Raw genomic sequence first — 22,831 nt, 5'->3', positions numbered from 1 at the left:
CTCAGTCCAGCTGCAGCTGCACGCGCGCGGCCACCTGGCCCCAGCGCTGGTGCTCGGCGCGCAGGCGACGCGCCGCTTCTTCGGGCGTGTTGGCCACCACCTCGAGGTCCATGGTGGCCAGCCGCTCGCGCAGCTCGGGCGCGGCCAGCGCCTTCGCCACCTCGGCCTGCAGCCGCGCCACCACGGCCGGCGGCGTGGCGCGCGGCATGGCCATCATCTCGGCGAAGCTGGCGTCGTAGCCCTGGATGCCCGCCTGCGCCACGGTCGGCACCGTGGGCTGGCTGCCCAGGCGCTTGCTGCCCGACACGGCGATGGCCACCAGCTTGCCGTCGCGGATGATCGGGCCGACCGTCGGCGAGGCCAGGAAGCCGCAGGGCACCATGCCGCCCATCACGTCCTGCATGGCCGGACTCGGGCCGCGGTAGGGCACGTGCTGCATCTGCACGCCGGCGTCGGCCAGCAGCATTTCCATGGCCATGTGGCCGGGCACGCCGGGGCCGCCCGAGGCGTAGCTCATGGGCTTGGCCTTGGCCGCGGCCAGCAGCTCGGGCAGGGTCTTGATGCCGGCGCCGGGAAAGCACACCAGCTCCTGGCTGAACGCGGCCAGCTGGGTCACGGGCACCAGGTCTTCCATCGGGCGGATCGCGAGCTTGCGGTACAGGTGCGGGTTGATGGTCAGCATGGTGTCGGGCCCGACCAGCACCGTGTGGCCGTCGGTGGCGCGCGCCACTTCCTGCATGCCGATGTTGCCGCCCGCCCCCGGCTTGTTGTCGACCACCACGGGCTGGCCCAGCGCCTTCTGCAGGGCCGGCTGCATCAGCCGCGAGACGATGTCGCCCGGCGCACCGGCCGGGAAGGCCACCACCAGCCGCACGGGCTTGGTGGGCCAGGTGTCGGCAGCGTGGCTGGCTGCGAGGGAGGCGAATGCGGCGGCTGCCGCCAGGCAGGCCGCGAGAGGTCGGCGGAAAGCGTTCATGGGATGTCTCCTTTTTTTGAAATGGGGTGCGCGGATCGGCCGGCGTGGCCTACCAGGCGCCGATGAGGATGCCGGCCGCCAGCTCGCGCTCGTTCCAGCGCGCGATGTCCTCGGGCGCCACCGTGGGAAAGCGCCGCCGCTGGCGCAGCCAGTCGAACAGCAGGCCCAGCATCTGCTCGCGCACTGCGGCCAAGGCCGGGTCGCGGCCCAGGTCGACCAGCTCGTCGGGGTCGGCCTGCATGTCGAACAGCTGCGGCGGCAGGTCTTCGAAGTGCACGAACTTCCAGCGGCGCGTGCGCAGCATCGTCATGTGGCAGCGCTCGACGGGCTGGGCCAGCGGCAGGCGCACCTCGTCGCGGAAGGCGAAGCTGTTCTCGCACACCACCAGGTCCTTGCCGGCCGCGCCGGCATGGCCGTGCAGCAGCGGGCGCAGCGACTGGCCTTCGAGCCATTCGGCCGGCTGCGGCAGGCCCAGCGCATCGAGCATGGTCGGCACGAGGTCGATGCACTCGACCAGCGCGTCGCTCACCGTGCCGCGGCGTGCATCGGCCTCGGCGCGCGGGTCGACCACGATCAGCGGCACCTTCACGATCGGGTCGTGGAACAGCTCCTTCTCGCCCAGCCAGTGGTCGCCCAGGTAGTCGCCGTGGTCGCTGGTGAAGACGACCAGCGTGTCGCGGTCCAGCCCCTGTTCGGCCATGAAGGCGAAGAGCCGGCCGAGCTCGTCGTCGACCTGCTTCACGAGCCCCATGTAGGTCGGCACCACGGTGTTGCGCACCTCGTCGCGGCTGAAGTTGCGGCTCACGGTCTCGCGGCGGAAGCCCTCGACCACCGGGTGCGCATCGACGCGCTCGGCCTCGCTGCGCACCACGGGCAGCATGTCGTCGGGCCCATACATCGCGTGGTACGGCGCAGGCGCCACGTAGGGCCAGTGCGGCTTGATGTACGACAGGTGCAGCACCCAGGGCGCATCGCCGGCCTCGCGCATGAAGTCGATCGCCCGGTCGGTCGTGTAGGGCGTCTCACTGTGCGCGCCGGCAATGTGCGCGGGCCGGTCGGCCCAGCGCATCTGCCAGCCGCTGAGGATCTCGCCGTCGGGGCCACGGCCCGAATTCGCGAAGTCGTGCCAGGGGTTGTCGGACGCGTAGCCCTGTGCGCGCAGCCAGTCGCAGTACGCATTGCCCGTGACCTTGAAGCCCGGCGGCCAGATGCCGTCGTCGCGCGCATAGGGCTCGAAGCCGCCTTCCATCGCGAGCTGGCCCGCGCCCTGCGTCGGGTCGATGCCCAGGCGATGGGCGCCCTCGGTGTCGGCCTCGACGTGCGTCTTGCCGACCAGCGCGCAGCGCACGCCGTGCGGACGCAAGTGGTCGCCCAGCGTCTTCTGCCCCACCGACAGCGGCACGAAGTTCCACATGGTCCCGTGGCTGCTGACATAGCGGCCGGTGTAGGTCGACATGCGCGAGGCGCCGCAGACCGCGCCCTGCGCATAGGCGTGGCTGAAGCGCACACCGCGCGCGGCGAGCGCATCGATGTGCGGGGTCTGCAGCCGCGGGTGGCCGTAGCACGAGAGATGGTCGGCGCGCAGCTGGTCGCACATGATGAACAGCACGTGCTTGAGCGGCGCGGGAGAGGTCTTGTCGGTCATGTCAGGCGCTGTCGTCAGCGGGTCTTGGGGAACAGTCCCTGCGGCCGCAGCACCAGCACCGCGAGGAACACGAGATGGCCGAACCAGATGCCCCAGCCCGAGTCGATGCGAAAACCGATCTGCTGCGCGATGCCCAGGATCATGGCGCCGGCCAGCGTGCCCCAGAACGAGCCCATGCCGCCGATGATCACGGCCTCGAAGGCGAACAGCAGCAGCAGCGGGCCGTCCGACGGCGACACCGTGGTGCGCATGCCCTGCAGCGCACCGGCGATGGCGATCAGCACGAAGGCGATGCCCGTGGCCAGCGCGTAGACCTGCTTGGCCTTCAGGCCCATCAGCTCGGCGATCTCGCGGTCGTCGGACACCGCGCGGAAGGTGCGGCCCAGCGGCGTGCACGCGAACAACCACTGCATCACGGCCGTGGCCGCCACCGCGACCGCCAGGATCACCAGCGGCAGCGCCCCCAGCGCCAGCGTGTCGCCCAGCGGCACCGAGGCGGTGGCCAGCGCGCCGACCTCGATGGCGCGCGGGTCGGCCGAGAACAGCTCCAGCAGCAGGTTCTGGATCACGATCGACAGGCCGAAGGTCACGACCAGCGAGGGCAGCGGGTCCTTGCCCAGCGTGCCGTTGAGCACATGGCGCTGCAGCAGATAGCCGAAGCCGAAGGCCAGCGGCAGCACCGCGAGCACCACCAGCCACGGCACGGACGCACCGGTCATCGAGACGCCGGCGATCACCGCGAAGGCGCCCAGGATGATGAAGTCGCCCTGCGCGGTGTTGGTCAGCCGCATGACACCGAACATCAGCGACTGGCCGAGCGCGAACAGCGTGTAGAGGCCGCCGAGCAGCACGCCCTGGAGCAGGGTTTCAAGCATGGGAGTCCTCGATGCCGACGCTGCCGAAATAGGCTTGCGAGATCTGCTCGGCCGTGAGTTCGTCGGAGCGCCCCGTCAGCGACACGCGCCCGTCCTGGAAGCAGTAGACGCGCTGCGACACCTGCCGCGCCATGCGCACGTCCTGCTCCACGATCACGACTGTCATGCCCTCCCCCGTGATGGCCGGCATGGCCGCATAGATTTCGCGGATGACGACCGGTGCGAGGCCGAGCGACAGCTCGTCGCACAGCAGCACCTCGGGGTTGCTCATGAGCGCGCGGCCCAGCGCCACCATCTGCTGCTGCCCGCCCGACAGCGAGGTGGCAGGCTGGCGCCGCTTCTCGGCCAGGATAGGGAACAGGCCGTACAGGCGCTGCAGGTTCCACGGCCCCGCGCGGCGCGGCGTGGCGCCCATCAGCAGGTTCTCTTCCACGCTCAGGCTTGGGAACAGGCGCCGCCCCTCCGGCACCATCGCCAGGCCGCGCCGCACGATCTCGCCGGGCGGCAGGCCGCCGATGGGCGCGCCCTTGAAGCGGATCGCTTCCGATGGCGCGCGCAGCAGCCCCGTGAGGCTCTTGAGAAAGGTCGACTTGCCCGCGCCGTTGGCGCCGATGATCGCCACCAGCTCGCCCGCCGACAGCGTGAAGTCGATGCCGAACAGCGCCTGTGCATCGCCGTAGAAGGCCTGCAGGCCGTGGGTGTCGAGCAGTGCGGTCATGGTCTGTGCTCCCTCCCCTCTTGCTCCCTCTCCCTCTGGGAGAGGGTTGGGGTGAGGGCAGACGGCGATGGCAAGGGACACGGCGATTCAAAGGCCGATGCCCTCATCCTGGCCCTCTCCCAGAGGGAGAGGGGACAACACGGGGACGCAACGTGGTTCATGCCTCGATCCCCATGTACACGCGCCGCACCTCCGGGTCGTTCATCACCGCGCGCGGCGCGCCTTCCGCGAGCCGCTGCCCGAAGTTGATGACGAACAGCCGGTCGGCCAGCGACAGCAGCGCATGCACCACGTGCTCGATCCAGATCATGGTCACGCCGCGCGCCTTGATGCGCTGGAGTTCCGCCACCAGCACCGCCGCCTCGGGCTCGGTGAGCCCGCCCGCGATTTCGTCGAGCAGCAGCAGGCGCGGCTTGGTCGCGAGCGCGCGTGCCAGCTCGAGCCGCTTGCGGTCGAGCAGCGTGAGGCCGCCGGCCGGCTTGTTGGCATGTGCCACCAGGCCGGTCTGGCCCAGCACCTCGTGCGCCGTCTCCCACGCCTCACGCTCGGCCTGCTGGCCGCCGAAGCAGGCGGCGGTGACGAGGTTCTCGAACACGCTCATGTGGCCGAAGGGCTGCGGCACCTGGTAGCTGCGGCCGATGCCGGCGCGGCAGCGCTGGTGCGGGCGCAGCCGCGTCACGTCGCGGCCCGCGTACTCCACGCGGCCGGCATCGACGCGCGCGTCGCCCGAGATCAGGTTGAACAGCGTGGTCTTGCCCGCGCCGTTGGGCCCGAGGATGCCCAGCGTCTCGCCCTCGGTCACCGACAGCGTGATGCCGTCGGTGACCTTGAGCGCTCCGAAGGACTTGCTCACCCCATGCAATGCCAGCAGCGTCATGGCAGCGGCCACTCAGAGCAGGCGCAGCGCGCCGCTGGTGGGGATCGCTTTCGCGGCCTCGTTGTTCACCAGCGTCAGCTCCACCTTGCGCTGCTTGCCCTTGCCCCACTGGCCGAGCACCAGCGGCGTCTTGCTGACGTTCTTGAACGGGCCCTGCCCGCCCCACTTCACGGGGCCGACCACGGAGTTGATCGAGGTCGCAGCCACCGCGTCGCGCACGTCGCCGGCCTTCAGCGACTTCGATCGCGACAGCGCGTTCGCCGCCACCTCGAACAAGGCATGCGCAAAGCCGATGGGCTGGGTCCACTGCTTCTTCGTGCCGGCCTCGTAGGCCTCGGCCAGCGCCTTGGCGCTTTGCTGCGTGAGGCTGGAGCTGAACGGATGCGACGGGCTCCACCACACCTCGGTCGAGAGACCGTCGCCCAGCTCGCCCAGTGCCTCGATGGCGCCCGGGAACAGCAGCGCCTTGCCGAGCGTGATCACCTTGGGCTTGAAGCCCTGCTGGCGCGCCTGCGTGAGAAAGGTCTTGGCGTCGGGTGGAATCACCACGCCGGTGACGATCTCGACGTTGTCGCGCTTGAAGGCCGCGATCTGCGCGCTGAAGTCCTGCGTGCCGTTCTGGAAGCGGCCGGGGTCGGTGAGCGTGAAGCCCATCTGCGCGAGCGGCTTCGGAAAGCCCAGCTCCTTGTCGCCCCAGGCATTGCCGTCGCCGTCGTTCGGGAACAGCCCGCCGACCTTCTTGTTGGTGGCCACGGTCTTCCAGCCGGCGGTGAAGGTGGCGATGACGTCCTCGAGCCCCCAGAACACGTGGTAGGTCCAGTTGAAGCCCTTGGCCGGGTCGCCCTTGCGGCCGAAGAACCACGGCTGCCACGGCACCACGCTGGAGATGCATGGCACCTCGTTGAGTTCGCAGGCGTCGCTCACCGGGTTGGCGGTCTCGGGCGTGCCGGCCGTGAGCACCAGCGCGACCTTGTCCTTCAGGATCAGGTCGTTCGCCACCTCGCCCGCGCGGTTGGGGTTCGACTGGCTGTCCTTCAGCACGATCTGCACGGCGTACTTCTTTCCGCCGACGGAGATGCCGTCCTTGAAGGCGACCTTCATCTGCTCGATCACCCATTTGTCGGCCTCGCCGAAGGGCGCGAGCGGCCCGGTCTGCGGCGACACGTAGCCGATCTTCAGCGTGTCGGCCGCGAACACCAGCGGTGTGGCGCCCGAGGCCACGAGTGCGGCGGTGGCCTGCGTGAACTGTCTGCGGTTGAATGTCATGGCTGTCTCCTTCGTTGTTCGTGTGTGTGTCTGCGCCCGCGCCGTGGGCTAACCCGGCGGCTCGCCGTCGAAGGCGCGTTGCAGCAGCGCGCGGATCGCGTCGCGCTCGGCCGGGCCGAAAGGCCGCGGGTTCCAGTAGGGGTTGGCGACGGCGATGTCGGCCGCGCGGTCGAGGTCGGCGGCGCGCATGCCGATGTCCTTCAGCGCCACCGGCGCGCCGTTGTCGCGTGCCAGTGCATAGACCGCCGCCGGCGCCGACACGCCGTCGAGCGCGCGCGCGATGCGCGCCATGGCACGTGGCGCGGCCTGCGCATTGAACGCGAGCGCATGCGGCAGCACCACCGTGTGCACCTCGGCGTGCGGCAGGTTGAAGCTGCCGCCCAGCGTGTGGCACAGCTTGTGGTGCAAGGCCATGCCCACCGCGCCGAGCACGCCGCCGCAGAGCCAGGCGCCGTAGAGCGCGTCGGAGCGCGCGGCCAGGTCGTCGGGCTGGACGCGGATCGCCGGCAGTGCGCGTGCGAGCGCGGCGATGCCCTCCTCGGCCATCAGGTCCATCACCGGGTTGCTGTCCTGCGCGTACAGGCCCTCGGCTGCGTGCGCGATGGCGTTGATGCCGCTCGTCACGCTCAGGCCCACGGGCAGCGTGCGCGACAGCTCGGGGTCGTAGATCACGGTGCGCGGCAGCACGCGCGGGTCCTTGCCGGTCCGCTTCAGGCCGTTCTCGGTGAGGCCGTAGATCGGCGTCATCTCGCTGCCCGCGTAGGTGGTGGGAATGGCGACGATCGGCAGCCCGGATTCCAGTGCGATGGCCTTGCCCAGCCCCGTGGTGGAGCCGCCACCGAGCGCCACGGCGCAGTCGGCGCCGAGCTGGCGTGCCAGGTCACGCGCCTCGCGCGCCGTCTCGACGGGCACGTGCATCACGGCGCGGTCGAACAGGCCGGCCGCCTGCGCACCGAGCGACGCCGCCACGCGCTCGGCCTGCGGGCGCTGCTCGGGCGTGCAGAGCACCAGCGCCCGCTTCGCGCCCAGCGCATCGATCTCGCGCGCCAGGTGGCGCAGCGAACCGGCGCCGAACACCACGCGCTGCGGATGGGTGGTGTGGATGAAGTCGTGCATGGCGTGCTCTTTCTTTCTGGCTATTCGAGGCTCAGGCCGCGCTCGCGCACCAGCCGGGTCCACTTGTCCTGCTCGGTGCGCAACACGGCGGCGAACTGCTCGGGCGTGTTGGCGATGCCCGTCAGGCCCTGTTCGCGCAGCCGCTGCTGGAACGCGGGCTCGGTCACGATCTTTCGCACCTCGGCCTGCAGCCGGTCGACCACGGCGCGCGGCGTGCCGGCCGGGGCCAGCAGGCCGACCCAGGAATTCACTTCGAAGCCGGGGTAGCCGCTCTCGGCCACGGTCGGCACCTCGGCATAGGCGGCCACGCGCTGTGCGCCGGTCTGGGCCAGGGCGCGCAGCCGGCCCGCGTTGACATGCGGCTGGGCCAGCACGGCCGAGAGGAACATCATCTCGACCTGTCCGCCCAGCAGGTCCTGCTGGGCCGGCCCACCGCCGCGGTAAGGGATGTGCGTGACGAACGTGCCGCTCACGGCCTTGAAGTACTCGGCCGTGAGGTGGTTGCTCGAGCCCGGTCCGACACTGGCGTAGTTGAGGCGCCCCGGCTGCGCCTTGAGCAGGCCGACGAAGCGCACGAAATCCTTGGCCTCGACCTTCGGATTGACCACCAGCACCAGCGGGTTGCTCGCCACCTGTGTCACGGGCTGCAGGTCTTTCACGATGTCGAAGCTCAGCTTGGGATAGACCAGCGGGTAGGTCGCGTAGCTGTCGAACACCATCAGCAGCGTGTGGCCGTCAGGCGCCGCGCGGGCCACCTCGGCGCCGGCCAGCGTGCCGCCAGCGCCGCTGCGGTTGTCCACGATCACGGTCTGGCCGAGCGCGGCCTGCAGGCGCGGCTGCAACTGGCGCGCGACGGTGTCGACGATGCCGCCCGGCGGAAAACCGACGACCAGCCGCACGGGCTTGGCGGGCCAGGCCGGCGTCTGGGCCTGCACGGCCATTCCCCACAGCAACGTGCAGGCGACCAAGGCCCGGGAAAGGATCGAAAAGGACATCGTGTGCGCCCGTTGGGTTGAGAAAAAAGGAAAGCGTCAGCGCACGAAATGCGGCGGAATCTGCGCATCGACGTTGACCCACACGCTCTTGACCTGCGTGTACTCGCGCATCGCGTCGAAGCCCATCTCGCGGCCGTAGCCGCTCTGGCCCACGCCGCCGAAGGGCGAGCCGGGGTTCACGCGCTTGTAGCTGTTGATCCAGACCATGCCGGCGTGCAGGTCGCGCGCCACCTTGTGGGCGCGCTGCAGGTTGTTGGTCCACAGGCCGCTGCCCAGACCGTAGTCGGTGCCGTTGGCGATCTGCATCGCCTCTTCGTCGGTCTTGAAGGTGAGCACGGTGACGAAGGGGCCGAACACTTCTTCCTGCGCCACGCGGTCCCGGTACGACTTGGCGCGCACCACGGTCGGCGCCACGTAGCAGCCCTGTGCCAGATCGCCGCCGGGCGAGGTTCCGCCCGCCAGCACCTCGCCGCCCTGCGCCTTCGCGACCTCGACATAGCTCAGCACGCGGTCGCGATGCTGGGCACTCGTGAGCGGGCCCATCTCGGTGTTCTCGTCGAGCGGGTTGCCCAGGCGGATGGATTGGGCCAGCGGAATGAACTGCTCGAGAAACGCATCGGCGATCTTCTCGTGCAGCATCAGCCGCGAGCCCGCGATGCAGGCCTGCCCCTGATTGTGGAAGATGGCCCAGGCGCTGCCGTTCACGGCGGCCCGCAGGTTCGCGTCCTCGAACACGATGTTGGGGCCCTTGCCGCCGAGCTCGAGCTGCACCTTCTTCAGGTTGCCCGCGCTGGCCTGCACGATGCGCCGGCCGGTGGCGGTGCTGCCGGTGAAGGCGATCTTGGCGATCTCGGGGTGCTCGGCGATGTACTGGCCCGCCACGCTGCCCAGGCCCGGCAGCATGTTGACCACGCCGGGTGGCACGCCCGCCTCGGCCATCAGCTCGGCGATGCGCAGCGAGGTGAGCGGCGTGATCTCGGCCGGCTTCATCACGATGCAGTTGCCGGCCGCGAGCGCGGGCGCCATCTTCCAGCTCGTGAACATGAGCGGGAAGTTCCACGGCACCACCTGCCCGACGATGCCGACGGGCTCGCGCAGCGTGTAGTTGAGAAAGCCCTCTTCCACCGGAATGGTCTCGCCCTGGAACTTGTCGGCCATGCCGCCGAAGTAGCGAAAGCACGCGGCGGTGCGCGGCACGTCGAGCCGGCGCGAGTCGCGGATCGGGTGACCGGTGTCCAGCGATTCGAGCCGTGCGAGCTCTTCGCCGTTGGCCTCGATGAGGTCGGCCAGCTTCAGCAGGATGCGGCCACGGTCGGCGGCGGCCATGCGGCTCCACTTCGGGAACGCACGTTTCGCGGCGGCCACGGCCTTGTCGACGTCGGCCTTGCCGGCCAGCGCGACCTGGACGATGGGCGTGTTGTCGTGCGGGTTCAGTGTGGCCAGGGTCTCGCCGGATTCGGCGTCGACGAAGCGGCCGTCGATGAAGAGTTGGTGGCGGATGGGCGTGCGAAGGCCTGCCGCGGTGGCAATGTCATTGGGCTTCATGTTTTTGCATTCCTCCCTCGCCCCTTGGGGAGAGGGTTGGGGTGAGGGGGCGGCGGTGGCTCGAACACCACCCTCACCCCAGCCCTCTCCCGCTCGCGGGAGAGGGAGCCATTCAGAACTCGACCGGAATCTCCGGGCTTTCGCCCTTCTGGATCTCGAAGACCAGGCTCGGCGAGCCGTTCTCCCACACCAGCAGCATCGAGCGCTTGGGGCTGAAGCCCTGGTGGCGGCAGTAGGCGGGCATGGCGGCCATGTCGCCGGCCTTCATGATCACGCGGGCCATGGGCTTGCCGGTGTTCTTGTCGCCGCAGTCCCAGTGGATCTCGTCGGTCATCTGGAAGAACCACTCGACGCGGTCGTTGCCGTGGATGATCGGCAGGATGTGCTCCTCGGTCGTCGGGCACATGTAGCTGTGCTTCACCACCGAGGTGAAGCTCGGGTTCCACGTCACCTGCGAACGGCTCAGGAAGCCGAAGAGGTTGAAGGCGTGCACCTCGTTCTCGAAGCCGGGCTCGGGGTGCAGCTCGGGCTGGCCCTGCGGCACGTCGGCAAAAGCGCGGTTGATGGGCGCGCCGCGCGCGTCGCTGCGCAGGTCGAGATCGCCCTTCAGGCCCACGCAGCGCTTGGCCAGCTCGCGCGCCCGGGTGATCTTGGCGGTGTTGTTGCCGCTCTTGCGGCCGTAGGGAGAGCCGGTTTCCTGCGGCGCGGCAAAAGGGTCGAAGCTCTCGTTGGTCCAGTCGTCGAGCATGGCCTCGAAGGTGGCGCGGATCTGCGCGGTGGGGAAGTTCTCGAGCAGGTCGATGCCCGCGTCCTTCATGGTGCCGTTGAAGCTGCCGGCATAGAGGTCGACCGACTCGTAGTGGTTGACGGTGCCGAACACGTTGTCGAAGTTGACCCAGCCGTAGAAAAAGCCCCAGGCCACGTCGCGCATCAGCGCGCGCAGGTAGCTGCCGGCGTCCATGGTGTGGCTCATGGGACGGCCGTCACGGGTCTTCCAGGTGATGTGGGCAAAGTACTCGTCGCGGCGGAAGCCGAAGCTGCCGAGCGAAAAATCCTTGTAGCCGAGCGTGGCGTGGGGCTGTGATGCGAGGACCTTGGCGAGTTCTGCGGGTGCGTTCATGGTGTGGCTCCTGGATGGCGGGTGCGTTCAGTGCGTCTGGCAGATGTCGGCCCATTTCTCGACCGACAAATCGCCCTTGCAGGTCTGCAGCACGATCACGCCGGGGTCGCCGGTCACGCGAAACTGGTAGGCCGTGTTCTTCGGCAGCAGGCCCTGGTGGCCGCGCGAGAGCTTCATCCAGCCCATCTTCTTGCCCTGGGGTTCGCCCTTCACGCACACGGCGCCGTTCTTCTCGGTGTCGGCCACGGTCTGGGCCGCATCGAGCTGCACGAGGTGCACTTCGACCTCGCCGTCCATCACCAGCGCGAACTCGTCGTGCGCACTCGTGTACCAGGGCGAGGTGCCTTCGGCGCGAAGCGTTTCCAGCACGTAGATCTGGTTCTGGCCGAACACGACCTTCTCGTACGGTGCGCTGATGCTGGCGATCTCGAAGCAGTTGGAGAACGCGTAGTGGCGCACGTCGTCGTCGATCGGTTCGACGTGGCCTTTCTCGAAATGCTTGAGGGACCCGAAGCGGGTCTGGTATGCGACGGTCATGGGTGTCTCCTGAGGTGCCGGACGATGCAGCGTGGCGGCTGCGATGTCTGCACTGTAGGAAACGGGGGGCCGGAGCGGTAGGCCCGAAACGCGGGCCGCATTGTTCGGCAAATCCGGTCAATGCACAGGGTTTACCCCGGAACGGACGACGTTCGCGTCAGGCGTCCGAGATCAGGCCCGGCGGCAGCAGGCCCCGTTCGATCATGGCCGCGTCCCACGGCGGCACCTTCGAGAAGGCCTGGGTCAGGTGCTCGATGAACAGCCGCAGCTTGAAGGCATTGCGCGAGGTGCCCGCGTACACCGCGTTCAGCGAGAACGACGACAGCTGGTGCGCCGGCAGCACCACTTCCAGGTCGCCGCGCAGGATCGCCTCGCCGGCCACCAGCGTCGGCAGGCAGACGATGCCGGCGTGCTCCATGGCGTATTCGCGCAGCAGGTGGACGCTGTTGGTGAGCAACGCGGCGCTCATGTACATCGTGACCTGTTCACCCGCGTGGTGGAAGGTCCAGCGGTCGCGCGTGGGGTAGCCCGAGTACAGGCCGAGCGTGTGCTTGTGCAGCTCGCGCGGGCTCGCGGGCCGGCCGTGCGCGCCCAGGTACTCGGGCGTGGCGCAGAACACGCGGCGCACCGGAAACAGCGGGCGCGACACCAGATCGGTCGACGCCGCCGGAAAGATCTGCAGCGCGCAGTCGACACCCGCCTTCACCGGGTCGACCACCGCATCGCTCACGATGAGTTCGAGGTGGATGTCCGGAAAGCTCACCTGGAAGGCCCGCAGCAATGTGGCGAAATGCCCCAGCACGAAACCGGTGAGCGCATGCACGCGCAGCGTGCCGGTGGGCCCGTCCTTGGCGTCGCGCATCTGGTCCATGATGTTGTTGGCCCGGCCGACCAGCTCGACGCAGTCGCGCAGGAAGGCCTGCCCCACGTCGCTGAGCCGGACCACGCGCGTGCTGCGGTGGAACAGCGGCGCGCCGACATGGTCTTCGAGCTGCTTCACGCGGCTGGTCACCACCGACTTCGACACCCGCAGCTGGCGCGCGGCCTCGGCAAAGCTCTGGGTCTGTGCGACCCGCACGAAGGTCTCTATGTTCTCGAGGCGGTCCATGGGGCATGCAATGTAGCGGTTCTGCGGACGGGGCGCGCCTGGCGGGGTCTGCAGGGTCCGGCGCCGCATGCGTGTGACGTACTGCGCAAACCGGCGCGGAGATTGGCCGTGTCGCACGCAAATCACTCACAAATGTGCGCATTTCCCTGTGCAATTGTTAATGACGCAACTATCGTCCCGTTCGTTGCACCGCGTGCGTTCGGCGAGGGCCGGCGCGGCGTGCGAGAAAAAAACAGTGACCGCAGGGAGCCCCATGAACACATCCACGATCGCCAGCGCGATGCGCGCGCCTGCGCCTTCGGACCTCGCCACCGACTCGCCATGCTGAACCCGTTTCTGCGTGACATGAGTCCCGACGAGCTGCCTGCCGGCACCCCGCGGCCGGCCTACATCGCCTTGCTGCCCGTGCTGGCCTATGTGCTCGTCGCCATCGCATTCCTGAGCATGTCGGTGGTCGTGCCGAGCCTGGTCGTGGCCTGCCTGTTCGCGACCGCGGCGGCGATGTCGCTGGGCGCGGGCGTGGTGCTCGGCATGAGCATCTGGATCTTTCCGCAGCTGTCGCGCTGAGGATCAACACATGAGCACGTCCAACGCTTCCGTCTTCCGCGTCCAGAGCTGGCGCACGACCTTGCTCGCGGCCTCCGTGGTGCTGCTGATCGTGATGGCGCTGCTCATGAAGTGGCTCGTCGAGCTGCAGGTGGAGACGGCGCAGGAACGGCAACTGCGCGAAGCCGTGGCGCGCGAGGCGGACGCCCGCTGCTTTGCGCTGCCCACGCGCCTGGAGGTCGACACCTGCCGGGCCGCCAACGCGGTGGGCGCGGCGCCCTGATTCCGGCGTCCATCCGCCACTGAGACCCGTCGCCCGGCCCCGGTGCGACTCGCCCCCCCGCCCGGCCCATGCGCCGCACACCCGCCCTGCGGGTGTTGCTGTTGCGCCCGCTTACCCATACCCTGCCCGGGCCCCACGAAGCTTTTGCTAAGCTGGCGAGGCGCGCCCGGCCACGGTGCAGCGCCCCCGCCGCGTACAGGGCCGGGCACACACGCCCACGGCACCCCACGCACCCGCAACAGAATTTTCGAAATCAATCACTCAGCGCCGCCATGAAAATCGCCACGTGGAACGTCAACTCCCTCACCGCGCGTCTGCAGCACGTGCTCGACTGGCTCATCGCCAACCCGGTCGATGTGCTTTGCCTGCAAGAGCTCAAGATGACCGACGACAAGTTTCCGCTCGAGGTGCTGAAGTCGGCCGGCTACGAGGCGGCGGTGTTCGGACAGAAGACCTACAACGGCGTCGCCATCCTCAGCCGCTCGCCGCTGCGCGACGTGGTGAAGAACATCGAGAACTTCGCCGACGAGCAGTCGCGCGTGATCGCGGCCACCGTCGACACGCCCTCGGGCCCGCTGCGCGTGCTGAACGGCTACTTCGTGAACGGCCAGGAGCCGGGCAGCGAGAAGTTCGCCTACAAGATGAAGTGGCTCGACGCACTGCACGCCTACGTGGCCCGTGAGCTCGCGGCGCACCCGAACCTCGTGCTGCTGGGCGACTTCAACGTCACGCCCGAAGACCGCGACAGCTTCGACCCGGTGGGCCTGAAGGAAACGATCCACCACACGACCGAAGAGCGCGACCACTTCAAGGCGCTGCTCGGCCTGGGCCTGACGGACAGCTTCCGCATGTTCGAACAGCCCGAAAAGAGCTTCTCGTGGTGGGACTACCGCATGCTGGGCTACCAGAAGAACCGCGGCCTGCGCATCGACCACATCCTCGTGAGCGAGCCGCTGCTGCCGCGCGTGAAGGGCTGCGTCATCGACCGCGTGCCGCGCAAGTGGGAAAAGCCGAGCGACCACACCCCGGTGGTGCTCGAACTCGGCCCAGGCGCCTGACGGCCATGACGACGCCGATCGCCGCACGCCTGGCCCGTTCTGCCGCGATCGCCGCGGCGGCGCTCGCGCTGGCCGCCTGCTCGGTCCTCAAGCCGGGCGGCGGCTCGGAAAGCGGCACGGGCAGCACATCGCCCAGCGGCGAAACCGCCACGGAAGGCAGTCGCGACGTGCCGACGGTGCGGCTCATCACCGCGCAGACGCCCGCGATCCGCACCTACCGCAAGACCGGCGCGCGCCACATCTACAAGGCCTACGCCAGCCGCATCTACAAGGGCAAGATCCCGCCGCTGGTGTACGCCGTGGTGGTGGTCGAGACCGAGATCGACGCGAACGGCAAGATCACCAACGTGACCTTCAGCCGCGTGCCCAGCCATGCGCCCGAAGTGCCGCCGATGATCGCGGACCTGATCAAGGCGACCTCGCCCTTGCCGAGCCCCGGCAAGCTCGGCGGCCACACGTACGTCGACACCTGGCTCTGGGACAAGAGCGGCAAGTTCCAGCTCGACTCGCTCACGCTAGGCCAACGCAGCCGGTAATAAAAAAAGGCCCTGAGAGGGCCTTTTCATTCGATACCGAGTTCCTGGATTTTCCGGGTGATCGTGTTGCGCCCGATGCCCAGCTTCTGGGCCGCCTCGATGCGCCGACCGCGCGTGTTGGCCAGCGCGGTGAGGATCAGCCGCGATTCGAAGCGGCGCGTGAGCACGTCCCACACGTCGGTGCGGCCTGCGGCGAGCAGGGCCTGGGCTTCAGCTTCGAGGCCGCTTTCCCAGGCGCTGGGGCCGGTCGGTGCGCCTGACACCGCCTCGGGGGCGGCGGCAACTGGTGCCGAAGCGTCGCGCTCGACTGCCAATGGCGCTGCAGCCTGCACGGGCGCCGCAACCTCGGCCACTGCCGCATGCACGTCCGCCCCGCTGACCGCCATCACTTCAGGCGGCAGGTCTTTCGACTCGATCAGTTGCGCCGGCGCCATCACGGTCAGCCAGTGGCAGATGTTCTCGAGCTGACGCACGTTGCCGGGGAAGCCGAAGGTCGCGAGCTTGGCAAGTGCGGCGTCGGAAATGCGCTTGGGCTCGACGCCCAGCTGGCGCGCGCTCTGCTGCAAGAAGTGCCGCGTGAGCGCGGGCACGTCTTCACCGCGTTCGCGCAGCGCGGGCAGACGCAGGCGGATCACGTTGAGGCGGTGGAACAGGTCTTCGCGGAAGCCGCCGAGCTTCACGCGCTGCTCCAAGTCCTGGTGGGTGGCGGCGATGACGCGCACGTTGGCCTTGACCGAGTTGTGGCCGCCCACGCGGTAGAAGTGGCCGTCGCTGAGCACGCGCAGCAGGCGCGTCTGCAGGTCGAAAGGCATGTCGCCGATTTCGTCGAGGAACAACGTGCCGCCCTCGGCCTGTTCGAAGCGGCCGCGGCGCATGGTCTGCGCGCCGGTGAAGGCGCCGCGCTCGTGGCCGAAGAGTTCGCTCTCGAGCAGGTCCTTAGGAATGGCGGCGGTGTTGATCGCCACGAAGGGGCCGTTGGCGCGCGGCGAGTGCTTGTGCAGCGCGCGTGCCACCAGCTCTTTGCCCGAGCCCGATTCACCGGTGATGAGCACTGTGACGTTGCTCTGCGACAGCCGGCCGATGGCGCGGAACACGTCCTGCATCGCGGGCGCCTGGCCGAGCATCTCGGGGGCGGCGACCATGCGCTCTTCGGACACCTCTTCGCGCTGGCTTTCGTCGACGGCGCGGCGGATCAGCTCCACGGCGCGCGGCAGGTCGAAGGGTTTGGGCAGGTACTCGAAGGCGCCGCCCTGGAAGGCCGAGACCGCGCTGTCGAGGTCGGAGAAGGCGGTCATGATGATGACCGGCAGGCCGGGGTGCTTGGCCTTGATCTTGTCGAGCAGGTCGAGCCCCGAGCCGCCCGGCATGCGGATGTCGCTCACCAGGACCTGCGGGCCCTGCTGCTCGTCACCCTCGGCCTGTTCGAGTGCGGCCAGCACTTCGCGTGTGTTCGTGAAGCTGCGCGTGGGCATGTCTTCGCGCAGCAGTGCCTTCTCGAGCACGAAGCGTATCGATTGGTCGTCATCAACTATCCAGATCGGCTTCATGCATCTCCTCTGTTGCCGGGGCTGCCCTAGGGCAGCGGAATCAATATCTTGAAATCGGTTCGGCCCGGGACGCTGTCGCACTCGATCACGCCGTGATGCTGCTGCACAAAAGTCTGCGCAAGCGTCAGTCCCAGCCCGGTTCCGCCTTCCCTGCCCGAAACGAGCGGATAGAAGATGCGGTCCTTGATCGTGTCCGGCACACCCGGTCCATTGTCGATGACATGCAATTCCAGTGCCAATCGATACCACTGCTTGTTGAAGATCACTTGTCGGGCCACGCGGGTCTTGAAAGTGATCTGCGCATCGCCCGCCGCGCGGCGCTCGGCCAGGGCCTGCGCCGCGTTGTGCGCGATGTTGAGGGTGGCCTGGATGAGCTGCTCGCGGTCGCCGCGGAACTCGGGAATGGAGACGTCGAAGTCGCGCTCGATGTGCAGGTCGCGCGAGAACTCCGCCAGGATGACCGAGCGCACACGCTCGCACACCTCATGGATGTTCACGTCGCCCACCACGTGCGGACGCCGGTGCGGCGCCAGCAGCCGGTCGACCAGCGTCTGCAGCCGGTCGGCCTCATGGATGATGACCTGGGTGTATTCGATGAGGTCGCGCGACTCGACCTCCATCTGCAGCAGCTGCGCCGCGCCGCGGATGCCGCCCAGCGGGTTCTTGATCTCGTGCGCAAGGTTGCGGATGAGTTCCTTGTTCGCCTGCGCCTGGTCGATGAGGCGCTCTTCGCGGTCCTGGCGCACCTGCTGCTCCAGCGGCGACATCTCGATGATGAGCTCGCCCTTCTTGTCGCCGTGTGCGAGCGTGACCTGCACGGGCATCAGCTCGTGGTTCACGCGCCGCAAAAAAGCCTCGTAGCGCAGCGTGGCGAAGTCGTTGCTGCTGGCGCCGTCGAGCGCGGTGCGCAGCACCTGCGGCTCATGAAAACAGGCGCCGAACTGCGAGCCCTCTAGCGTGCGCCGCGAGGTACCCAGCGCGTCTTCGAGGCCTGCGTTGGCGAACAGCACCGAGCCGTCGCTGTTGACCACCGCGATCAGCGTGGACAGCAGGTCGAAGGCACGAAAGCGCGGATTGGCGCCAGTCGCCTTCTTCCCGAACACCATGGTGACGCCGCTTACTGCGCTTGCGGCTTGCCGGGCAGGCGGCCGATTTCGCGGCGGATGCCGGCGATGTCGCTCTCGTTGCGCGCGAGTTCGGCCTTCATTTCAGCCACGCGGTCGAGGTACTTCTGGTAGTTGCGGCCTTCGCTGCCCTGCTTCTCGGGCTCGCCGTTGTTGAATTCCTTCTTGAGCTCGGTCTGGCGCGCCTCGGCCTTGCGCAGCTCGGTTTCGAGCACAGAGCGCGCCTCGCCGTCGCGGGCGCGCTGGTCGACGCCTTCGACGCGCGGACTGCCCGCCGGAGCGCGCGCGGCGGATGAGCCGCCCGACGACGACGCGCTGCCGCCACCACCACCGCCCGAGGGCTTCGTGCCCTGCACGACGGTGACGTTGCCGCCTTCCATGATCTTGCAGCCCTTTTGCTGGGCCACGGTCGCGTTGTTGGTGTACTCGTTGCCGCAACGCCAGACGCGCTCTTGCGCGAGCGCCGCCGTGGCGGTGGCGAACGAGGCGGCGGCCAGGAAAATCAGGGAGACAGTCTTCATTTGATTCCGGAGAGGGCGCGACAAACGCGCATTTTGATGCAATTCGGGCCCTCTCACGATGGGATGTTCCGCACCAAGGAAAAAGGACGGCCGGGGCCGTCCTTTTGTCTTACCTGCCCGCCGAGGCGGGCCGGGTACCACGCTTTTTACAGCGAGTAGTACATGTCGAATTCGACCGGATGCGTCGCCATGCGGAAGCGCGTGACTTCCTGCATCTTGAGGTCGATGTACGCGTCGATGTACGAGTCGGTGAACACGCCGCCCTTGGTCAGGAACGCACGGTCCTTGTCCAGGTGCTCCAGGGCCTGGTCCAGGCTGTGGCAGACGGTCGGGATCAGCGCGTCTTCTTCCGGCGGCAGGTGGTACAGGTCCTTGCTGGCGGCTTCGCCCGGATGGATCTTGTTTTCCACGCCGTCCAGGCCGGCCATCAGCAGCGCGGCAAAGCCCAGGTACGGGTTCATCAGCGGATCGGGGAAGCGCGCTTCGACGCGGCGGCCCTTCGGGTTGGCCACGAACGGAATGCGGATCGAGGCCGAGCGGTTCTTGGCCGAGTAGGCCAGCTTCACCGGGGCTTCGAAGCCGGGCACCAGGCGCTTGTAGCTGTTGGTGCCGGGGTTCGTGATGGCGTTCAGGGCACGGGCGTGCTTGATGATGCCGCCGATGTAGTGCAGCGCGAAGTCCGACAGGCCTGCATAGCCGTCGCCGGCGAACAGGTTCTTGCCGTCTTTCCAGACCGACTGGTGCACGTGCATGCCGGAGCCGTTGTCGCCAACGATGGGCTTGGGCATGAAGGTGGCGGTCTTGCCGTAGGCGTGGGCCACGTTGTGGATCACGTACTTCTGCAGCTGGACCCAGTCGGCGCGCTGAACCAGCGTGCTGAAGCGGGTGCCGATTTCGAGCTGGCCGGCGTTGGCCACTTCATGGTGATGCACTTCGACCGGGATGCCCAGCGATTCGAGCACCAGGCTCATTTCCGAGCGCATGTCCTGGAAGCTGTCGACCGGGGGCACGGGGAAGTAGCCGCCCTTGACTGCGGGACGGTGGCCGCTGTTGCCGTGCTCGAACTCCTTGTCGGTGTTCCACGAGGCTTCTTCGGACTCGATCTTCACGAAGCAGCCCGACATGTCGTTCTTCCAGCGCACGCCGTCGAACACGAAGAATTCGGGTTCCGGTCCGAAGTAGGCGGTGTCGCCCAGGCCGGAAGCCTTCATGTACGCCTCGGCGCGCTTGGCGAGCGAACGCGGGTCGCGCTCGTAGGCCTTGCCGTCGGCCGGGTCGATCACGTCGCAGGTCAGGATCAGCGTCGTTTCTTCGAAGAACGGGTCGATGTTGGCGGTGTTCGGGTCGGGCATGAGCTGCATGTCCGAGGCTTCGATGCCCTTCCAACCGGCGATGGACGAACCGTCGAACGCGTGGCCCGAGGTGAATTTGTCTTCATCGAAATGCGACACAGGCACGGTGACGTGCTGCTCTTTGCCGCGGGTGTCGGTGAAGCGCAAGTCGACGAACTTGACCTCGTTTTCCTTGACGAGCTTGAGTACATCGGCGACGGTCTTTGCCATCAGTTTCTCCTGAGTTGGATGGTGGTTAGGAATACGGGAACGGAAGGATGCAGTTTCTGTGCCATTGTCACCCCGCCGGATGAGGCCCGGGTGACGGCCCAGGGGCTGCCGGAAAAGGAATTAATCACCAAAATGGTGCGATACGAATTAACGCACCAATTCAGGGCCAAGCTTCGCATCAAAGGTGTGCAGGCCTTCGATGAGCTGGCCATAGGCGGCATCGAGCAGCCCGGGGTCGCCCTTGACGCCCAGCTCGATGTGGCGCCCGTACTGCGGGTGATCCACGTTGGGGAGACTGAACACCTTGATGCCGGCGTGGGCCTGCTCGATGGCCTGCATCAACGGCGTGAGGGTGGCTTCCATCGCACCGAAAACGATCACGGACTTCTCGGCGATGGCGTTGCGGGTGAAAAGGTCGGCATACCGGCTGTCGAGCACCGACTCGATCATCGGCCAGGCCATGACCGGAAAGCCCGGCACGAAATGGACGTGCTCGACGCTGAACCCCGGAATCTTGTTGTACGGGTTGCGGATGATCGACGCGCCCTGCGGAAACACGCCCATGTTCAGGCGGTGGATGTTGTCGGACCGGTCGGGCTCGTACGGCACGCCCTGCTCCTTGGCCGTGTCCTGCATGCGCTCGCGGATCAGCACTTCGGCCTCGGGGTGCAGCGCCAGCGGCACGCGCAGGGCCTGGGCGGCGCACTGGCGGGTGTGGTCGTCGGGCGTGGCGCCGATGCCGCCGGTCGAGAACACGATGTCGCCCGAGGCGAAGGCGCGCATGAGGGCCGCGGTGATCCGCGTGGGCTCGTCGCCCACGTACTCGGCCCAGCCCAGCTGCAGGCCGCGCGCGGCCAGCAACTCGATGACCTTGGCCATGTGCTTGTCGGCCCGCTTGCCGGAAAGGATCTCGTCGCCGACGACGATGAGACCGAATGCGCGTGTCATGGTGAACCCCATTGAGAGAGAGCGGCCTTGTTGGCCTCGGTGGCTTCGGCCGCCTCGAGCGTCTGCTGCAGCCCACTGCCGGCCGCGGGCTGCAGCGCCGCGCGCTGGGCGCGCAGCTGGGCCAGCGCGTCCAGGCAGTAGTGGGCAAACCAGAGCGCAGAGAAAGCAAAGACCAGCGTGTAGATCCAGATGGCGATCGGCACCAGCACGAAGAAGGCGGCGGCGAACAGCAGGCCCGAGGCCCAGACGATGCTCGGCGCGGCGCCCAGGTAGCCGCACAGCACGCCGATGCACAGCAGCGGCAGCCGGTGGGTGCGCAGCAGCGTGGCGCGTTCTTCGGGGCTGGCGTGCTCGGCCAGCGCATCGAAGCTCATCACGCGGTAGGTGAGCCAACCCCAGATCAGCGGCGGCAGGATCAGCACCAGCGGCGGAATGAGCCACAGCGGCATCGACACCACGAGGGCAATCAGCGCCAGCAAGGTGGCGCCGAGCGAACGCAGCACGCTGCCGAAGAAAGAGGCACCCTTTTTCTGTTCCAGCGTCGGAAAGCGCCGTTCGGCCGCGAGCTTGGTGAGCGCCGGCGCCATGAAGCCGGCCACGATCAGCAGCGACAGCACCACGATCAGCGGCGTGACGCCGAACACCACCACCAGCGGCGCCAGCGCAGCCGTGACGTCGCTCGAGAACAGGCGCCCGATCCAGGCCCAGAAGCTGGACAGCAGCGGCCAGGCGTCGAGGGCTTCGCGCGTCCAGGCGACGGCCGCGTCCCAGTAGAAGTAACCGAGCCCCGCGGCCAGCAGCACCATGAGTGCCAGCGGCAGGAGCGACAGCACGATCACGCGCGGGAGCATGCAATAGGCCACCGCGCGCCAGAAGGAGTCGAGGAGCAGGCGCATGAGGTTCGAGGATAGCGCAAGGCCCCGACGATCCCGCCGTGCCTCGGCGACGGAATCAGGCGCGGCCGAACAGCCGCTTCAACCCCAGCCACTGCTGCGACCAGAAGCCCTGGCCGTAGTCGCGCAGGCGGCCGTCGGCGCCGGGCTCGACCTGGTCGCGGATGCCGGTCGGGTCGTAGCGGTTCTCGAAGTTGGCGGTGCGAAAGAGCATGTCCCACCAGGGCAGCAGCACGCCGAAGTTGTGGCCGCCCAGCGTGCTCTTGCCGTGCGATTCGTGGCCCAGCCCGATGCTGTGGTGCAGCCGGTGAAAGCGCGGGCTGACCCACAGCCGCTCGCCGATGGCCCCGAAGCTCAGCCGCAGGTTGGCGTGCTGCAGGCTTTCGCTGAGCTGGGTGAAGGCCACGACGGCGATGAACTGGCCCGGCGCCACGCCGATCAGCTGCGCCACGATGACGATGAGCGTGTCGTGGATCACGTCGTCGAGCAGGTGGTTGCGGTCGTCGCTCCACATCGTCATCTGGCGCTGCGAGTGGTGCAGCGAATGCAGGCTCCACCACGCGTTGAAGTGGTGCTGGCCGCGGTGAATCCAGTAGCCGACAAAGTCGAGCACCACGAGGTAGATGGCAAAGGCCACCCACGGCACGTCGGTCACGCCGGGCCAGACCTCGTCCAGGTGGAAGGTGCCCCACCCCGCCATGCGCAGGCTGCCGAGCAGGTCGTCGAACACGGGCTGCAGCACGAAGAACAGCGCCAGCCGGAACAGGCCCAGCCGGTGGATCAGCGTGTAGAGCACGTCGGTGCGGATGGCGCGGCGGTCGGTCACGGGCTCGACCGCGCGCCAGCGCTGCAGCGGGCCGATCACGGCCAGCAACACCAGGATCTGGACCACGCCGACCAGCAGCCAGCCGGTGGCGTCGAAAGCGTCCTCGGCCCAGCCGCCCAGGCCGATGGCGTACACCAGCGGCTGCACGGCGGTCTCGAAGAGCCAGCCCTGCATGGCAGAAAAAACGTCGGTCAACCAATCGATCACGG

General features: G+C 68.1%; 23 protein-coding genes. 4 read left to right on the top strand and 19 right to left on the bottom strand.

The window, feature by feature from the left end; translation table 11 throughout:
• Position 1: 1 nt before the first annotated feature.
• The 12 genes from CLU95_RS24695 to CLU95_RS24640 all read right to left on the bottom strand — a co-directional run bounded on the left by CLU95_RS24695 (position 2) and on the right by CLU95_RS24640 (position 12,778).
• The gene (locus tag CLU95_RS24695; protein ID WP_099796029.1) at positions 2 to 976 is read right to left on the bottom strand and encodes a Bug family tripartite tricarboxylate transporter substrate binding protein; all 975 of its coding nucleotides are present in this window, start codon (positions 974 to 976) and stop codon (positions 2 to 4) included.
• Positions 977 to 1,025: 49 nt separating this feature from the next.
• On the bottom strand, positions 1,026 to 2,621 hold the full coding sequence (locus tag CLU95_RS24690) for a sulfatase-like hydrolase/transferase (protein ID WP_099796028.1): 1,596 nt from the start codon (positions 2,619 to 2,621) through the stop codon (positions 1,026 to 1,028).
• Positions 2,622 to 2,635: 14 nt separating this feature from the next.
• A complete protein-coding gene (locus CLU95_RS24685) occupies positions 2,636 to 3,496 on the bottom strand; it encodes a branched-chain amino acid ABC transporter permease (RefSeq protein ID WP_099796027.1) in 861 nt (286 codons plus the stop codon).
• Complete coding sequence (locus CLU95_RS24680) at positions 3,489 to 4,214, bottom strand: ABC transporter ATP-binding protein (protein ID WP_099796026.1); 726 nt, start codon at positions 4,212 to 4,214, stop codon at positions 3,489 to 3,491. The genes CLU95_RS24685 and CLU95_RS24680 overlap by 8 nt, the downstream gene beginning before the upstream one ends.
• 157 nt (positions 4,215 to 4,371) lie before the next feature.
• Complete coding sequence (locus CLU95_RS24675) at positions 4,372 to 5,091, bottom strand: ABC transporter ATP-binding protein (protein WP_099796025.1); 720 nt, start codon at positions 5,089 to 5,091, stop codon at positions 4,372 to 4,374.
• 12 nt (positions 5,092 to 5,103) lie between these two features.
• Positions 5,104 to 6,357, bottom strand: a complete 1,254-nt coding sequence (locus CLU95_RS24670) for an ABC transporter substrate-binding protein (protein ID WP_099796024.1) — start codon at positions 6,355 to 6,357, stop codon at positions 5,104 to 5,106.
• A 48-nt stretch (positions 6,358 to 6,405) separates the two neighbouring features.
• Complete coding sequence (locus tag CLU95_RS24665; protein WP_099796023.1) at positions 6,406 to 7,473, bottom strand: maleylacetate reductase; 1,068 nt, start codon at positions 7,471 to 7,473, stop codon at positions 6,406 to 6,408.
• A gap of 20 nt (positions 7,474 to 7,493) precedes the next feature.
• Positions 7,494 to 8,468, bottom strand: a complete 975-nt coding sequence (locus tag CLU95_RS24660) for a tripartite tricarboxylate transporter substrate binding protein (RefSeq protein ID WP_257214720.1) — start codon at positions 8,466 to 8,468, stop codon at positions 7,494 to 7,496.
• A gap of 36 nt (positions 8,469 to 8,504) precedes the next feature.
• Positions 8,505 to 9,968: an aldehyde dehydrogenase family protein gene (locus CLU95_RS24655; protein ID WP_099797467.1), complete on the bottom strand. Its 1,464-nt coding sequence runs from the start codon at positions 9,966 to 9,968 to the stop codon at positions 8,505 to 8,507.
• A 157-nt stretch (positions 9,969 to 10,125) separates the two neighbouring features.
• Positions 10,126 to 11,133 carry a hydroxyquinol 1,2-dioxygenase gene (locus CLU95_RS24650; protein ID WP_099796021.1) on the bottom strand — a complete coding sequence of 336 codons (1,008 nt, stop codon included), beginning with the start codon at positions 11,131 to 11,133 and terminating at the stop codon, positions 10,126 to 10,128.
• A gap of 27 nt (positions 11,134 to 11,160) precedes the next feature.
• A complete protein-coding gene (locus CLU95_RS24645) occupies positions 11,161 to 11,670 on the bottom strand; it encodes a hydroxyquinol 1,2-dioxygenase (RefSeq protein ID WP_099796020.1) in 510 nt (169 codons plus the stop codon).
• Positions 11,671 to 11,827: 157 nt separating this feature from the next.
• Positions 11,828 to 12,778: a LysR family transcriptional regulator gene (locus CLU95_RS24640; protein WP_099796019.1), complete on the bottom strand. Its 951-nt coding sequence runs from the start codon at positions 12,776 to 12,778 to the stop codon at positions 11,828 to 11,830.
• A gap of 321 nt (positions 12,779 to 13,099) precedes the next feature.
• Here CLU95_RS24640 and CLU95_RS24635 point away from each other — a divergent pair, with 321 nt between their 5' ends.
• From CLU95_RS24635 to CLU95_RS24620, 4 genes are all read left to right on the top strand, one after another.
• A complete protein-coding gene (locus tag CLU95_RS24635) occupies positions 13,100 to 13,345 on the top strand; it encodes a hypothetical protein (protein WP_099796018.1) in 246 nt (81 codons plus the stop codon).
• A 10-nt stretch (positions 13,346 to 13,355) separates the two neighbouring features.
• Positions 13,356 to 13,607, top strand: coding sequence for a general secretion pathway protein GspL (locus tag CLU95_RS24630; protein WP_099796017.1), 252 nt, complete (start codon positions 13,356 to 13,358; stop codon positions 13,605 to 13,607).
• 272 nt (positions 13,608 to 13,879) lie between these two features.
• Positions 13,880 to 14,665 carry an exodeoxyribonuclease III gene (gene xth, locus CLU95_RS24625; RefSeq protein WP_099796016.1) on the top strand — a complete coding sequence of 262 codons (786 nt, stop codon included), beginning with the start codon at positions 13,880 to 13,882 and terminating at the stop codon, positions 14,663 to 14,665.
• 5 nt (positions 14,666 to 14,670) lie between these two features.
• Positions 14,671 to 15,201, top strand: a complete 531-nt coding sequence (locus CLU95_RS24620) for a hypothetical protein (RefSeq protein ID WP_099796015.1) — start codon at positions 14,671 to 14,673, stop codon at positions 15,199 to 15,201.
• A 26-nt stretch (positions 15,202 to 15,227) separates the two neighbouring features.
• On the opposite strand, the gene ntrC is transcribed toward CLU95_RS24620, so the two are convergent.
• From ntrC to CLU95_RS24585, 7 genes are all read right to left on the bottom strand, one after another.
• The gene (ntrC, locus tag CLU95_RS24615) at positions 15,228 to 16,748 is read right to left on the bottom strand and encodes a nitrogen regulation protein NR(I) (protein WP_099796014.1); all 1,521 of its coding nucleotides are present in this window, start codon (positions 16,746 to 16,748) and stop codon (positions 15,228 to 15,230) included.
• 26 nt (positions 16,749 to 16,774) lie between these two features.
• Positions 16,775 to 17,854 carry a nitrogen regulation protein NR(II) gene (glnL, locus tag CLU95_RS24610; RefSeq protein ID WP_099796013.1) on the bottom strand — a complete coding sequence of 360 codons (1,080 nt, stop codon included), beginning with the start codon at positions 17,852 to 17,854 and terminating at the stop codon, positions 16,775 to 16,777.
• A gap of 11 nt (positions 17,855 to 17,865) precedes the next feature.
• A complete protein-coding gene (locus CLU95_RS24605) occupies positions 17,866 to 18,393 on the bottom strand; it encodes a hypothetical protein (RefSeq protein WP_099796012.1) in 528 nt (175 codons plus the stop codon).
• Positions 18,394 to 18,539: 146 nt separating this feature from the next.
• Entirely contained in the window at positions 18,540 to 19,955 is a 1,416-nt protein-coding gene (glnA, locus tag CLU95_RS24600) for a type I glutamate--ammonia ligase (protein WP_062470904.1), read from the bottom strand.
• 147 nt (positions 19,956 to 20,102) lie between these two features.
• Positions 20,103 to 20,903, bottom strand: a complete 801-nt coding sequence (locus CLU95_RS24595) for a competence/damage-inducible protein A (protein ID WP_180288671.1) — start codon at positions 20,901 to 20,903, stop codon at positions 20,103 to 20,105.
• Entirely contained in the window at positions 20,900 to 21,799 is a 900-nt protein-coding gene (locus CLU95_RS24590; RefSeq protein WP_099796010.1) for an EI24 domain-containing protein, read from the bottom strand. Before CLU95_RS24590 ends, CLU95_RS24595 begins: the two co-directional genes overlap by 4 nt.
• Before the next feature lie 55 nt (positions 21,800 to 21,854).
• Positions 21,855 to 22,829, bottom strand: coding sequence for a sterol desaturase family protein (locus CLU95_RS24585; protein WP_099796009.1), 975 nt, complete (start codon positions 22,827 to 22,829; stop codon positions 21,855 to 21,857).
• Positions 22,830 to 22,831 lie beyond the last annotated feature (2 nt).

The sequence above is a fragment of the Variovorax sp. 54 genome (genome assembly GCF_002754375.1).
Classification (GTDB): domain Bacteria; phylum Pseudomonadota; class Gammaproteobacteria; order Burkholderiales; family Burkholderiaceae_C; genus Variovorax.
This window is presented reverse-complemented; position numbering and strand designations above follow the sequence as displayed.

Bases quoted from the DNA above. Each gene is read 5' to 3' on its own strand.
- CLU95_RS24675 (WP_099796025.1), bottom strand. From the start codon at position 5,091: ATGACGCTGCTGGCATTGCATGGGGTGAGCAAGTCCTTCGGAGCGCTC.
- CLU95_RS24680 (WP_099796026.1), bottom strand. From the start codon at position 4,214: ATGACCGCACTGCTCGACACCCACGGCCTGCAGGCCTTCTACGGCGAT.
- ntrC (WP_099796014.1), bottom strand. From the start codon at position 16,748: ATGAAGCCGATCTGGATAGTTGATGACGACCAATCGATACGCTTCGTG.
- CLU95_RS24645 (WP_099796020.1), bottom strand. From the start codon at position 11,670: ATGACCGTCGCATACCAGACCCGCTTCGGGTCCCTCAAGCATTTCGAG.
- CLU95_RS24650 (WP_099796021.1), bottom strand. From the start codon at position 11,133: ATGAACGCACCCGCAGAACTCGCCAAGGTCCTCGCATCACAGCCCCAC.
- CLU95_RS24670 (WP_099796024.1), bottom strand. From the start codon at position 6,357: ATGACATTCAACCGCAGACAGTTCACGCAGGCCACCGCCGCACTCGTG.
- CLU95_RS24685 (WP_099796027.1), bottom strand. From the start codon at position 3,496: ATGCTTGAAACCCTGCTCCAGGGCGTGCTGCTCGGCGGCCTCTACACG.
- CLU95_RS24660 (WP_257214720.1), bottom strand. From the start codon at position 8,468: ATGTCCTTTTCGATCCTTTCCCGGGCCTTGGTCGCCTGCACGTTGCTG.
- CLU95_RS24595 (WP_180288671.1), bottom strand. From the start codon at position 20,903: ATGACACGCGCATTCGGTCTCATCGTCGTCGGCGACGAGATCCTTTCC.
- CLU95_RS24640 (WP_099796019.1), bottom strand. From the start codon at position 12,778: ATGGACCGCCTCGAGAACATAGAGACCTTCGTGCGGGTCGCACAGACC.
- CLU95_RS24665 (WP_099796023.1), bottom strand. From the start codon at position 7,473: ATGCACGACTTCATCCACACCACCCATCCGCAGCGCGTGGTGTTCGGC.
- xth (WP_099796016.1), top strand. From the start codon at position 13,880: ATGAAAATCGCCACGTGGAACGTCAACTCCCTCACCGCGCGTCTGCAG.
- CLU95_RS24590 (WP_099796010.1), bottom strand. From the start codon at position 21,799: ATGCGCCTGCTCCTCGACTCCTTCTGGCGCGCGGTGGCCTATTGCATG.
- CLU95_RS24695 (WP_099796029.1), bottom strand. From the start codon at position 976: ATGAACGCTTTCCGCCGACCTCTCGCGGCCTGCCTGGCGGCAGCCGCC.
- glnA (WP_062470904.1), bottom strand. From the start codon at position 19,955: ATGGCAAAGACCGTCGCCGATGTACTCAAGCTCGTCAAGGAAAACGAG.
- CLU95_RS24630 (WP_099796017.1), top strand. From the start codon at position 13,356: ATGAGCACGTCCAACGCTTCCGTCTTCCGCGTCCAGAGCTGGCGCACG.
- CLU95_RS24635 (WP_099796018.1), top strand. From the start codon at position 13,100: ATGCTGAACCCGTTTCTGCGTGACATGAGTCCCGACGAGCTGCCTGCC.
- CLU95_RS24605 (WP_099796012.1), bottom strand. From the start codon at position 18,393: ATGAAGACTGTCTCCCTGATTTTCCTGGCCGCCGCCTCGTTCGCCACC.
- glnL (WP_099796013.1), bottom strand. From the start codon at position 17,854: ATGGTGTTCGGGAAGAAGGCGACTGGCGCCAATCCGCGCTTTCGTGCC.
- CLU95_RS24690 (WP_099796028.1), bottom strand. From the start codon at position 2,621: ATGACCGACAAGACCTCTCCCGCGCCGCTCAAGCACGTGCTGTTCATC.
- CLU95_RS24620 (WP_099796015.1), top strand. From the start codon at position 14,671: ATGACGACGCCGATCGCCGCACGCCTGGCCCGTTCTGCCGCGATCGCC.